Raw genomic sequence first — 11,978 nt, 5'->3', positions numbered from 1 at the left:
CGTGGTCTCGATACGTCGGCCGCGGGCGGCCTCCTACTCGACCGGCGAGGCGTTCGACGTGGCCGAAACGGTCAGACGTACTGGACCGGGAGCTCCTTGATGCCGTTGATCCAGCCGTGGCGGAGGCGCTTGGCCTCGCCGAGCTGCTTGATGTCGGGCAGCCGGTCGGCGAGCGTGTTGAACATGATCTCGACCTCCAGACGGGCGAGGTTGGCGCCGATGCAGTAGTGCGCCCCGTGGCCACCGAAGGACAGGTGCGGGTTCGGGCTGCGGGTGATGTCGAACGTGTTGGGATCGGTGAAGACATCCTCGTCGTGGTTGGCGCTGGCGTAGTAGAGGCCGACGCGCTCGCCCTTCTTGACCTCGACATCGCCGACCATCACGTCGTTGATCGCGGTGCGCTGGAAGACCGTCACCGGCGTCGCCCAGCGGATCACCTCGTCGACCATCGTCGACGGCCGCTCGTTCTTCCACAGCTCCCACTGGTCGGGGAACTGGAAGAACGCGTTCATGCCGTGGGTGATCGCGTTACGCGTGGTCTCGTTGCCGGCCACCGCGAGCATGATGACGAAGTAGCCGAACTCGTCCTCGCCCAGCTGTCCGTGCCCGTCGACATCGGCGGTGATGAGCTTGGTGATGATGTCGTCCTGCGGGTTCTTGCGTCGCTCCTCGGCGAGGCCCATGGCGTACATGAGGATCTCGGCGGCGGCCTCGTCCGGGTTGCCCTCGAAGTCGGGGTCGTCGAACGACATCATCGTGTTGGACCAGTCGAAGAGCTTGCCGCGGTCTTCCTGCGGTACGCCCATCAGGTCGGCGATCGCCTGCAGCGGCAGCTCGGAGGCCACCTCGTTGACGAAGTCGCCCGAGCCCTTGGCGATGGCCTCGTCGACGATGTTGTTGGCCCGCTGGACGAGGACATCGTGCTGGGCGTTGATCGAGCGCGGGGTGAAGCCCCGGCTGATGATCTGGCGGATCTTGGTGTGGTCCGGCGGATCCTGGTTGATCAGCATGATGCCCTGCAGCTCGACCTGCTCACGGGTCATGTCCGGGGCGAAGCGAATGATCGCGCCGTTCTCGAGGCTGGAGAAGTTCTTGCTGTCCTTGGACACCGCGGACACGTCCGCGTGCTTGCTGATCGCCCAGAATCCCTCGCCGTTGAAGCCGGCGCGCGACTCCGGAGCTTGATTGACCCACCACACAGGAGCGGTCCGTCGCAGCTCCGCGAACTGTTCGAGCGGCACGCCGGCCTGACACAGGTCGGGATCGGTCGGGTCGAAATCAGCGGGAATGGCGGGTGCATCGGACGTCGTGGTCACATGGGCTCCTAGATTTCTATAACACGTTCTAGTTCATCCTGACACGACTCCCGGCGTTTCGGAAGGCTTGTGCAAGACGAGAACGTGTTCTAGTTTTGACCCATGGGCACCCCTGTGATCGTTGATGCCGTCCGCACGCCTCAGGGCAAGAGGAACGGCGTGCTGGCCGGTCTCCATCCCGCGGTGCTCCTCGGCATGACTCAGGCCGAGGTCATCTCCCGCGCCGGCATCGAGGCCGACATCGTCGAGCAGGTCATCGGCGGCTGCGTGACCCAGGCCGGCGAGCAGTCCAACAACATGGTGCGCCGCGCGTGGATGCACGCCGGGCTGCCCAACGCCACCGCCTCCACCGAGATCGACGCGCAGTGCTCGTCGGCCCAGCAGGCGACACACCTGATCCACGCCATGATCGGCGCCGGCCTGATCAAAGCCGGCATCGCCTGCGGCGTCGAGTCGATGTCGCGCGTACCTCTCGGTGCCAATGTCCCGCCCGGCACAGGATCTCCCCGCCCCGACGACTGGTCGATCGACCTGCCCAACCAGTTCGAAGGGGCCGACCGGATCGTACGAGACCGTGGCTTCTCCCGCGCCGAGGTCGACGCATTCGGCCTATGGTCGCAGGAGAAGGCCCGCGCTGCACGCGACGAGGGCCGCTTCGCCCGCGAGATCTTCGCGCTCAAGGCACCCGTCCTCGATGACAACGGCCAGCCCACCGACGACACGCAGCTGGTCGACGCCGACCAGGGCATCCGCGAGACCTCACTGGAACGACTCGCCGCACTCAACCCCGTACTCCCTGACGGCACGCACACGGCCGGCACCTCGTCGCAGATCTCCGACGGCTCGTCGGCGCTGCTGCTGATGGACTCCGACCTGGCTGCGTCCCTGGGGCTCACGCCGCGGGCCCGCATCGTCGCCTCCTGCCTCGTCGGTGCGGACCCGTACTACCACCTCGACGGCCCTGTGCAGGCGACCGAGAAGCTCCTCGCAGACACGGGTATGTCGATCTCCGACATCGACATCTGCGAGGTCAACGAGGCGTTCGCCGGCGTGGTGATGTCGTGGGCCAAGGTGCACTCGGTCCCCGAGGACAAGATCAACGTCAACGGCGGGGCCATCGCGCTCGGCCACCCGGTCGGCTCGACCGGCACCCGGCTGCTGACCACCGCCCTCCACGAGCTCGAGCGCCGGGACGCCAGCACCGCCCTGATCTCGATGTGTGCTGGCGGGGCGCAGGCATCAGGCACCATCATCGAACGCATCTGACCCGAAGGACTGCCATGACCAAGAACGACTCCCTGCGCACCGAGGCCGACTATGTCGTGGTCGGCGCCGGAAGCGCGGGGGCCGCTGCCGCTTCGCGTCTGGCAGCCTCCGGGGCCTCGGTGATCCTGCTCGAGGCGGGCAAGAAGGACACCTCGATGCTCGTCACCAAGCCCGGCATGATCGGGCCGATGCACGCCGAGCCGAACATCAAGAAGAAGGTCGACTGGGGCTACTACACGGTCCCCCAGAAGCACATGAACAACCGGGTGATCCCGCAGACCCGCGGCAAGGTCGTCGGCGGCTCGAGCTCGATCAACGGTCTGCTCTGGGTACGCGGCAATCGCGCCAACTACGACTCGTGGGCCGCTGAGGGCAACACCGGGTGGGACGCCGACTCGGTCAACGAGACGTACAAGCGCGTCGAGGACTTCGAGGACGGCGCCGATGACTACCGCGGCGCCGGCGGCCCGATCAAGGTCACCCGCCACACGCAACCGACCGAGGCGTCGCTGCAGTTCGAGCAGGCCACGGCGGACACGCTGGGCGTCAAGATCCTCAAGGACTACAACGCCGCCGAGCAGGAGGGCGTGAGCCGGTTCCAGCAGAGCGCCGAAAAGGGCAAGCGCTTCTCGTCATCGCGGGGTTATCTGACCAACACCAGCTGGCCGACCATCCAGGTGCAGCCCGAGGTCCACGTGCAGAAGGTCGTGATCGAGAACGGCCGCGCGACCGGCGTCGAGGTCCTCGACAAGGGCGGCAAGCGTCGGACGGTCCGCGCCGGCAAGGAGGTCATCCTCTCCGCCGGCGTGTTCGGCTCCGCGCAGATCCTGATGCTCTCGGGCGTCGGCCCTGCCGCGCATCTCGCCGAGCACGGCATCGAGGTCAAGGCTGACCTGCCCGTGGGCGACAACCTGCACGACCACCTGTTCGTACCGACCACCTGGCTGATGCCGAACGCGGTGCACCGGGGCATCCCCACCTACTTCGCCCGAGGGCTTGCCCGGGAGCTCACGGTCGGTGGCTCGTTCTTGGAGAACACCGTCTTCGAGACCGTCGGCTTCGTACGTACGTCATTGGCCACCGACGTCCCCGACCTGCAGATCCACGTGCTGCCGTGGGCATACCCGTCGCCCAACCAGGACGCCCCGATCCGGCACAAGGTCGACCGCCGGCGCGCGCTGACCGTGATGTCCACGCTGATCTATCCGCGCAGCCGCGGCACCGTGCGACTCGCGTCGAGCGATCCGAGTGCTGCGCCGCTCATCGACATGAACTACCTGGCTGAGGCCGGCGACCGGCAGGTGCTGGTCGAGGGCGTCGAGATCATCCGCGAGATCATGAAGTCCGCCGCGTTCGGCGGCAACGTGACGTCGGAGCTGCACCCCGGCGCGGCGATCGACTCCGAGGCCATGAAGTCCGAGGTCCTCAACCGGGCCACGACCGTCTATCACGGTGTGGGCACGTGTCGGATGGGCGTTGACGAGGGAGCTGTCGTGGGACCCGACCTGCGCGTACGCGGGATCGACGGCCTCCGGGTCGCCGACGCGTCGATCATGCCGTCGATCATCGGCGGCAACACCAATGCCCCGTCGATCATGATCGGCGACAAGTGCGCGGAGCTGGTGCTGGGATGACCACGACAAGACGGCCTGCGAGCCTGACCCCGGAGTTCCTCGACAGCCTGGTCAAGCGAGTCCCCGGGACCACCGGCAACACGTGGAAGCTGACCGAGGTCTACACCGGCGACCTGCTGGTCGAGCTGCCGCAGTCCTCGCCGAGTGACATCGCCAAGGCATTCGACGACGCGCGCGCGGCGCAGCAGGTGTGGGCGTCGTGGTCGCTGCGCAAGCGGCTCAAGGTACTCAAGAAGTTCCACGCGCTCGTGCTGGAGAACCAGTTCCTCATCACCGACCTCATCCAGGCCGAAAGTGGCAAGAACCGGCGGATGGCGTTCGAGGAGTCGTGCGACGTGCCGATGGGCGCCAGCCACTACATCAAGCGCGCTCCGTCCGTGCTCAAGGACCGCAAGCACGCCGGGCCCGTCCCGGTGCTGTCGCACTCGACCGAGGTGCGCCGCCCCAAGGGCGTCGTCGCGATCATCGCCCCGTGGAACTTCCCGTTCGCGACCGGCATCTCCGACACGATCCCGGCACTGATCGCCGGCAACGGTGTCGTGGTCAAGCCCGACAACAAGACGGCGCTCTCGCCTCTGCTGGGCGTACGCCTGCTGGAGCAGGCCGGCATGCCGCCCGGTCTGGTGCAGTTCGTCTGCGGAGAGGGGCCCGACGTCGGCGGACCGCTGCTGGAGAACGCCGACTACGTCATGTTCACCGGCTCGACGGCCTCCGGGCGGATCATCGGCGAGCTGGCCGGCAAGCACCTCATCGGCTGCTGCCTCGAGCTCGGCGGCAAGAACCCCATGCTCGTGCTCGAGGACGCCAACGTCGACGAAGCCGTGCACGCAGCGCTGTTCGGCGGGTTCGGCAACTCCGGCCAGATCTGCATGCACATCGAGCGGCTGTACGTACACGACTCGATCTATGACGAGTTCCGCGACAAGTTCGTGGCTGCCACCGAAGCCATGAAGATCGATGCCACGTATGACTTCGGGCCCGATATCGGCTCGCTGGTGTCGGTCGACCATCGCGACCGCGTGGCCACGCATGTCGAGGACGCCCGAGCCAAGGGCGCGACCGTGCTGACCGGCGGCAAGGCGAGGCCCGACCTCGGACCCGCGTTCTACGAGCCGACGATCCTCGAGGGCGTCACCAAGGACATGCTCGCCGGCTCGACCGAGACGTTCGGTCCAGTCGTCGGCCTCTACCGCTTCCACTCCGAGGACGAAGGCATCGCGCTCGCCAACGACACCGACTACGGCCTCAACGCGAGTGTTTGGACCAAGGACGTGAAGCGTGGGCTGGCAGTTGCCCGGCGAATCGACTCGGGCAACGTCAATGTCAACGACATCCTCGCCACGGCGTACGCCTCGAAGGGCTCGCCTTCCGGCGGCCTGAAGCAGTCCGGCGTCGGTGCGCGTCACGGAGACCAGGGCCTGCTGAAGTACACCGACGCGCAGAACATCGCGCTGCTCAAGAAGCAGGTCATGGAGCCGAAGCCGGACCAGACCTACGAGTCGTACGCCAAGCAGACGCAGCTGTCGCTCAAGCTGATGCGCAAGACGCGCCTGCGCTAGTTCCTATCCCTTCTCGTGCACTCGAGTCGAATTTGCGCGCGGCCGGGATGCTGTTGCGAGATGATCGCGGGATGAAGTTGCAGTCCGTTGCTTTGGGAAGATGCCGCCAAAAGTGATCGGCTCTTCCGCGTCGGGTACCTACTTGCGCTGACTGTTGCGGCCATCCTCCTTGCAACGGCTGACGCAGATTTCTGGCTTTACGTCGCCACGTGGCTAGGGGCATCTGCGGCCTACTTGACTGGCCACTGGTTCCTCCAACACCGACAGAATGGGAGCGGCGCCACGGACTAATTGGATCTGGGCAGGCCGATGGGCCGCCGGACTGGTGGTCAGGCGGCTTGGCGGTAGGTGGTTCGTCGTCGTTTGCGTAGGGTCCGGCCGTCGCGGTTGGCGAATTCGAATCCGTCGACGGCGTTGCCGGTGATGTGGAGCCGGCCTCGGTGGAGCAGCGTGTGGCAGCGGACGCAGAGGCCGATGAGGAGGTCGATGTCTGTGGGTCCGCCGTGGGACCACCAGACGGTGTGATGGATCTGCAGATGCGTGTGGTTGCAGCCTGGGGTGGCGCACACGCCGCGTTGGCGGGCGAGAACTGCGCGGCGTTGCAGGATGTTGGGTTGGTAGCGGCCGCGGCCGGCGTTGAGGATCTGGGCCTGACGGGCGCCGCCGTTCTGCTTCATCAAGAAGGCGGTGAAGTCACTGACGCACAGGAAGTGCATCAGCAGGTGGGGGCCGATCGCCCCGTGGCTGGCGAGCTTCGCCGGCTCGACATCGGGCATCGGGGCCGGGCTCACATACGGGCTCTCGGTGGTCTGCTTGACGTGCTGGGCGGCAGCTTCGAGGGTGTCGGCGTCCACGAACACCGACAGGTGCGGGCGGACGCCCTTGTCCGAGGGGAGACCGTTGGCAAGGACCGCGTCGCACAGGTCGTCGAGTCCCTGGACCCGGCGTTCGGACCCCGTGCGGTCGTCATCCTTGTCCCTCGGTGCCGAGACCGAATCGATGACGGCCTTCACCTTCGCCCCGGTGACGGTGTTGAGGAATCCGCTGACGTGCCAGCCGTCGGGGACCGCGTTCACCTGGAAGTCCTCGCGGTCCATGCCCCGCTCCCACGCGTCGTCGAGGTCCTCGGGGTGGACAACGTCCTTGAGATGCTTGACCGTTTCGAACAGTGCACCGGGGTCACGGTCGAGGGCGACCTCGAGGAGCACCTGTTCGTGCTGGCGCATCGGCGCCAGACCGACATGCTTGAGTCCGTAGACGAAAGCCCGCACGTGCTGGGCGCTGATCTGTCCAGCGAACGCCGCCTCGGCGACCAGGGGCAGGTCACGCAGCACCATCACGTTGCGGACCAAGGCGCTGGCCTGGCCGGAATTCATCCGCAGCTGGTTGCGCACCCAAGCATTCAGTGTCGAGGCGCCGTCGAGTTCGAAGTCCTTGGACGCCTCGAGCTCGGCCAACAACGCGGCCTGGGCGGCATCGACCGCATGCTGGACGGCCTGCAACGCGTGGATCTTGTCCCGCACATCACCGGAAGCGAGCGTGCGCGCAGCGGTGCGCATCGTCTCAACCACGGCCCCCGAGTTCATGCCTCAATTCTACTCGAACACATGTTCGATCACAAGAGCCAATTCACTGATATGACAGAGAAAATCGACTGTCTGACCCTTGTGCAAGGATGGACTGGCGAGGACTGTCGATCAGCCACTGGCGTCCTTTCGACAGGCTCAAGGACCGGTGGTTGCGAGCTCCTCCGCTCGCGCCTTCAGCGCGTACGCCACGGAGTCGAAGCCGGCCTTGATCCAGTCGCCGTTGAGCTCCATCACCAGGTCCGCGTGCTCGCCGCTCAGCGTGTCCGTCGTGTAGTACGCGCAACGGTCCGGACCCAGCTCAGCGATGTATTGGTCCCGGATCGCGAAGATGCCCTCCATCTCCTCACCCGTGTCATAGCGCAGGTGGTGAGGCCGGTCGACGACCCGGATGAACTCGCGATTGACGAACGTACCGTCCGAGCCATCCGGGTTCGGCAGCGTCAGGTCGATACGGTCGCCGAGCTCCAACGACGTCTCTGCTGCAACCGTGTACGGGTTCCACTCCGGATAGCGCGGATAGTCCACGAGCACGTCCCACACGGATGCTGCCGGCGCCTCGATCTCGACCGTCACCGACGTCACCACGTTCGTCATGCCGACACATCCGAGAAGAAGCGACGGTACGGACGTGGCGGCATGACATCCCGACTGTTCGCTCGCTGGCGCTCGCTCATGCCGGCATGTACTCCCCGCCATTGACGTCCAGCACCGCGCCGGTGACCTCGGAAGCGAGGCTCGACAGCAGGTAGAGGATCGCGCCGGCGCAAGCTTCATCGGTCGGGATCCGGCCGAGGGGGTTGCGGGAGGCAATGTCGTCGTAGACGTCCTGCTCCGTGATCCCCTTCTCCTCGGCCGTCATCGTCAGGTAGAACCGCACGCCGGGACCATCCAGCCAGCCGAGGATCGCCTGGTTGACCCGGATGCCCTTCTCGCCGAGCTCCAGCGCGAGGTACTGCGTCGCACAGCCCATCGCAGCCTTCGCCACCGCGTAGCCGCCCTCACCGCGCATCACCCTGCGCGTCGACATCGTGCCGACGTTGACGATCGATCCGCCGCCGGTCATGTGCGGCACCGCGGCTCGAGTCATCCCCAGCGCGCCGTGGAAGATGACGTCCATCGCCCGGCGCAGCTGCTTTTCGGGTGTCTCCAGCAGGTCCGTGAAGCCCGGGTGGGCGTATGCCGCGTTGACCAGCCCAGTCACCTTGCCGTAGCGCTCGACCGCCGTCGCCACGACCCGCTCGGCGTCCTCCTCCTTGCGCACATCGCACTGCACGGCCACGGCCTCGCCTCCGGCGGCGGTGATCTCCTTGACCACCTGCGCCGTGACGCCGTCGGACCTCGCCGCCAGCACGACCTTCGCGCCCTCGGCGGCCGCGCGGGCGGACAGCTTCGCGCCGAGACCGGCGCCGACGCCGGAGACGATGACCACCTCGTCCTTGAGGATCATGAGATCTCCTTCTGGTAGAACGCGAAGTCCTGCTCCAGCTCAACCTCGGACAGCCCGAAGTCCTCCGCCGTGTACGTGTGCGAGCCGTGCCGTTGCTCCTGGTTGCGGGTCATGTACGCCTCCAGTGCGTCACGATCGGCCGGCAGCCCGAGCTCGCCCATGACCTTCGTTGCCGTGCCGACCGGGTCCGAGACCGTGTCCTGGAACGTGACGTCGACGAACCGGTCGGGTCGCGCGGCCCGCACGACCTCGTACTCCTGCAGTGCCGTCACGAACCGGTCTCGCCAGTACGGGCCGACCGCCTTCGGGTCGACCTCGTCGCTGTACTGCCCGGAGATCGCGCAGACCATCGATGCGTACGAGGGCACGGCCTTCGTCGGCGACCGATGCGTCATGACGATCTTGCAGCCGGGGAACGTGTCGAGCACCGTGTCCACTGCGGTGAGGTGGTGCGGCGACTTGAGCATCCACGGCTTGCCGTCGCGGTCGGGGCTCTGCCACTGCAGGACCTGCAGCCACTCCTTGAGGTCTCGGTACGCAGGCGCCTGGTCGAACCCGCGGAGCCACAGGCCGTACGTCGGGACCCAGTAGAACGAGTCGTAGCTCATCGACGTGAACGTGCGGTCGAGCAGGATGACGTCCTCCTCGGGGCCGTCCCACTCGATCGTGTGGATGTCGCCGAAGTCGGGCGCCATCTCGAGGAACATCTCGTAGCGGTCCCGCGCGCGCTTCTTGCGCAGCTCCGCGTCCGGGCTCTCGCCGGGGAACGGCAGCGGGTACGAGCTCTCCCACGAGAGGGTCGAGGTGACCTCGGGCGACGATGCCAGGAGCCGGTGCAGGAGCGTGGATCCCGTACGGGGCAGACCGCAGATCTCGGCGGCGACGGTCACTTCCTCGTCGAGGATCTCCGGGTGCTCGGCCTGGAGCTGCTTGAGCCGCAGGCGGTCCGCCAACGACGCGACGAGCCGGCGATGGGTCAGGTCGAGGCCGAGCTCCGACAGCCGCGCCTCCTCCACCAGCGCCGAGGTCAGCACGTCGAGCGGCTCGACGAACCAGTCGTCGCCGTAGTCGCTGAGCCCGGTCTTGTCGCGGGCGGCGGCGAGCAGCCCGTCGACGTCCAGGACGCGGGCGGTCTCGGCGGTGGTCATGGTGCCTCCAGGTCGATCACTTTGGACTCAGGCAAGGGGTGGTGGTTGGCGCCGAGCCAGCGCAGCAACGCCGTGCCGCTCGTGTGCCCGCAGGTGTCGATCCAGTTGCCCCAGCCCGGGTCCTTGTCGGCGATGACGATCGTCAGCCGGCCGTCGTCGAGCTTCGCGGTGTGCTTGTTGATGGTCATCTGGCGCTCGTGGTCGAGCGACTCCATCCACCAGTTGTCGAGCTGGAAGTTCCAGTAGGGGCAGTCCGGCACCTCGGTCTCGATGACCCAGGCCTGGCCGGGCTCGAGCGTCCAGTAGCCGTGCAGGTAGAAGATCTCGGGGTCGCCGCCGGCCTTCTGGAACATCTCCTGCCCGAAGTCGACGAGCTCGTTGGGGCGGGCCATGAACATCTCGGTCCAGTTGGCGAACAGCGCCGCCGTGCCGTGCAGCGAGAAGGCGGCGGTTGCGAGCGCCTTGGCGAACTGCGCCGGGTCCAGCTCCTTGCGCTCGATCGGGTCACCGATCCGTTCGATGCGCCACTGCCCGGGGACCTCGGTCGTACGGTCGAGGTACGTCTGACGCACCACGAGTCCGGTGGAGTCCGGCGCGAGCGGCAGCCAGTTCTTGTCGTGCGGAGTTGCGCTGGCGATGATCTCGACGGTGCCGTCGGGCTCCACGACGAGGTCACGGTCGGAGACCTCACCGGTCGACGCCATGGTGCCGTCGATCGCGTAGCGGTTGGCCTTGGAGCCGATGCTGAAGTACGCGATCGAGCCGCGGGTGCCGGTGATCTTGTAGGTGCGGTCGCCGCGGATGTTGGCCGACAGGTAGACGTTGTCCGGGTTGTCGGCGCCGAGCTTGACGCGATCGAGCTCGTGCAGCCGCGGGAAGTCGGGATCGGCGTTCTCGACCGTCGTGTACAACATCTCCCTGAGCAGGCGCGTCAGATAGCGATAGCCCTCCGCCCGGTCCAGCGGCGTGTCGGGCGCGGTGTCGCGCAGGATGACCTCACCGGCCTGCTCCAATGCGCGGCAGAACTCGGTCCATGCCTGCCCGGACGACACCTCTCCAGCTCCGCCTGTCATGCCACCTCCACGGTGAAATCTAGAACACGTTCTACCAGTTTCGCACACATCGGACAACCGCTCGGTAGAGTTCGGCACCTCATGAGTGACGACCTTTCGACCGACTTCGCCGAGGCGACTGGTGGTGCCCTGGTGGTCGGCGGCAGCGGCGGACTGGGTGCCGAGATCGTCCGTATGCTCGCGGCGCGCGGCAGCGACGTCGCTGTGACGTTCCGCAGCAACGAGGTAGCCGGCAAGGCCGTCGCCTCAGCGGCCGCCGACCTCGGCGTACGTTCAAGCGCGCACGCGCTCGACGTCACGTCGGCCGAGGCGTGCGGTGCACTGCTGGCCGAGGTCGCCGAGGCGTACGGCGGCCTGCACACGCTCGTCTACGCCGCCGGTCCGCACGTCCCGATGGTGCATCTCTCGAACGTGTCACCCGCGGACTTCGCCGAGCAGCTCAACCAGGACGCGGTCGGCTTCTTCAACCTCGTGCAGCCTGCCCTGCCGATGCTGCGCCAGACCAAGGGCTCGATCGTCGCGGTCACGACGGCGGCGACCGCGCGGTTCCCCGTGCGGGACGGGCTCTCGTCAACGCCGAAGGGTGCGGTGGAGCAGCTCGTACGCGGGCTCGCTGCGGAAGAAGGGCGCTTCGGCGTCCGGGCCAACGCCGTCGGGCCCGGAATGCTCACCGACGGCATGGCCGCACGACTGATCGAGTCCGGCGAGCTCGACGACGAAGCTCTGGCAATCACCCGGACCAACATCCCGCTGCGCCGGTTCGGCAACGCCGCCGACATCGCCGAAGCCGTCTGCTTCCTGGCCTCGGACCGCGCCGGATTCATCACCGGCCAGAAGCTCGACGTCGACGGCGGCTACACCGTCTGACCTCCCGGCAAGGGCAAGACTTCAAGCGAGCACTCGGTGGTCGAGTCCGAGCGAGGGACGAGCGAGGGTATCGAGACCA

10 protein-coding genes are annotated in these 11,978 nt (G+C 66.9%); 4 read left to right on the top strand and 6 right to left on the bottom strand.

Features of this window, described 5'->3' with window-relative positions:
- Nucleotides 1-71: 71 nt before the first annotated feature.
- Nucleotides 72-1,316: a cytochrome P450 gene (locus AC1DVU_RS06390; protein WP_476921584.1), complete on the bottom strand. Its 1,245-nt coding sequence runs from the start codon at nucleotides 1,314-1,316 to the stop codon at nucleotides 72-74.
- A gap of 102 nt (nucleotides 1,317-1,418) precedes the next feature.
- Here AC1DVU_RS06390 and AC1DVU_RS06385 point away from each other — a divergent pair, with 102 nt between their 5' ends.
- Genes AC1DVU_RS06385 through AC1DVU_RS06375 form a run of 3 tightly spaced genes read left to right on the top strand, consistent with a single transcriptional unit; the run spans nucleotide 1,419 to nucleotide 5,775 of the window.
- Entirely contained in the window at nucleotides 1,419-2,582 is a 1,164-nt protein-coding gene (locus AC1DVU_RS06385) for a steroid 3-ketoacyl-CoA thiolase (protein WP_476921583.1), read from the top strand.
- 14 nt (nucleotides 2,583-2,596) lie between these two features.
- A complete protein-coding gene (locus AC1DVU_RS06380) occupies nucleotides 2,597-4,216 on the top strand; it encodes a GMC family oxidoreductase (protein ID WP_476921582.1) in 1,620 nt (539 codons plus the stop codon).
- Nucleotides 4,213-5,775, top strand: coding sequence for a succinic semialdehyde dehydrogenase (locus AC1DVU_RS06375; RefSeq protein WP_476921581.1), 1,563 nt, complete (start codon nucleotides 4,213-4,215; stop codon nucleotides 5,773-5,775). Before AC1DVU_RS06380 ends, AC1DVU_RS06375 begins: the two co-directional genes overlap by 4 nt.
- A gap of 329 nt (nucleotides 5,776-6,104) precedes the next feature.
- Here AC1DVU_RS06375 and AC1DVU_RS06370 read toward each other — a convergent pair whose 3' ends face one another.
- The 5 genes from AC1DVU_RS06370 to AC1DVU_RS06350 form a co-directional block, all read right to left on the bottom strand.
- Nucleotides 6,105-7,361: an HNH endonuclease gene (locus AC1DVU_RS06370; protein ID WP_476921580.1), complete on the bottom strand. Its 1,257-nt coding sequence runs from the start codon at nucleotides 7,359-7,361 to the stop codon at nucleotides 6,105-6,107.
- 138 nt (nucleotides 7,362-7,499) lie between these two features.
- A complete protein-coding gene (locus tag AC1DVU_RS06365) occupies nucleotides 7,500-7,958 on the bottom strand; it encodes an SRPBCC domain-containing protein (protein WP_476921579.1) in 459 nt (152 codons plus the stop codon).
- A gap of 76 nt (nucleotides 7,959-8,034) precedes the next feature.
- The gene (locus AC1DVU_RS06360; protein WP_476921578.1) at nucleotides 8,035-8,811 is read right to left on the bottom strand and encodes an SDR family oxidoreductase; all 777 of its coding nucleotides are present in this window, start codon (nucleotides 8,809-8,811) and stop codon (nucleotides 8,035-8,037) included.
- Nucleotides 8,808-9,959, bottom strand: coding sequence for a sulfotransferase family protein (locus tag AC1DVU_RS06355; RefSeq protein WP_476921577.1), 1,152 nt, complete (start codon nucleotides 9,957-9,959; stop codon nucleotides 8,808-8,810). Before AC1DVU_RS06355 ends, AC1DVU_RS06360 begins: the two co-directional genes overlap by 4 nt.
- Nucleotides 9,956-11,032 (bottom strand): DUF1214 domain-containing protein, encoded by a 1,077-nt coding sequence (locus tag AC1DVU_RS06350; protein ID WP_476921576.1) that lies wholly within the window; start codon nucleotides 11,030-11,032, stop codon nucleotides 9,956-9,958. Before AC1DVU_RS06350 ends, AC1DVU_RS06355 begins: the two co-directional genes overlap by 4 nt.
- 81 nt (nucleotides 11,033-11,113) lie before the next feature.
- Here AC1DVU_RS06350 and AC1DVU_RS06345 point away from each other — a divergent pair, with 81 nt between their 5' ends.
- The gene (locus tag AC1DVU_RS06345; RefSeq protein ID WP_476921575.1) at nucleotides 11,114-11,899 is read left to right on the top strand and encodes an SDR family NAD(P)-dependent oxidoreductase; all 786 of its coding nucleotides are present in this window, start codon (nucleotides 11,114-11,116) and stop codon (nucleotides 11,897-11,899) included.
- The last annotated feature ends 79 nt before the right edge of the window (nucleotides 11,900-11,978 follow it).

It is taken from the genome of Aeromicrobium sp. P2_G6 (assembly GCF_056403535.1).
The sequence above is the reverse complement of the archived record's forward strand: the minus strand, read 5'-3'. Positions and strand labels throughout refer to the sequence as shown.

Bases quoted from the DNA above. Each gene is read 5' to 3' on its own strand.
- AC1DVU_RS06370 (WP_476921580.1), bottom strand. From the start codon at position 7,361: ATGAACTCGGGGGCCGTGGTTGAGACGATGCGCACCGCTGCGCGCACG.
- AC1DVU_RS06360 (WP_476921578.1), bottom strand. From the start codon at position 8,811: ATGATCCTCAAGGACGAGGTGGTCATCGTCTCCGGCGTCGGCGCCGGT.
- AC1DVU_RS06375 (WP_476921581.1), top strand. From the start codon at position 4,213: ATGACCACGACAAGACGGCCTGCGAGCCTGACCCCGGAGTTCCTCGAC.
- AC1DVU_RS06365 (WP_476921579.1), bottom strand. From the start codon at position 7,958: ATGACGAACGTGGTGACGTCGGTGACGGTCGAGATCGAGGCGCCGGCA.
- AC1DVU_RS06385 (WP_476921583.1), top strand. From the start codon at position 1,419: ATGGGCACCCCTGTGATCGTTGATGCCGTCCGCACGCCTCAGGGCAAG.
- AC1DVU_RS06380 (WP_476921582.1), top strand. From the start codon at position 2,597: ATGACCAAGAACGACTCCCTGCGCACCGAGGCCGACTATGTCGTGGTC.
- AC1DVU_RS06345 (WP_476921575.1), top strand. From the start codon at position 11,114: ATGAGTGACGACCTTTCGACCGACTTCGCCGAGGCGACTGGTGGTGCC.
- AC1DVU_RS06350 (WP_476921576.1), bottom strand. From the start codon at position 11,032: ATGACAGGCGGAGCTGGAGAGGTGTCGTCCGGGCAGGCATGGACCGAG.
- AC1DVU_RS06355 (WP_476921577.1), bottom strand. From the start codon at position 9,959: ATGACCACCGCCGAGACCGCCCGCGTCCTGGACGTCGACGGGCTGCTC.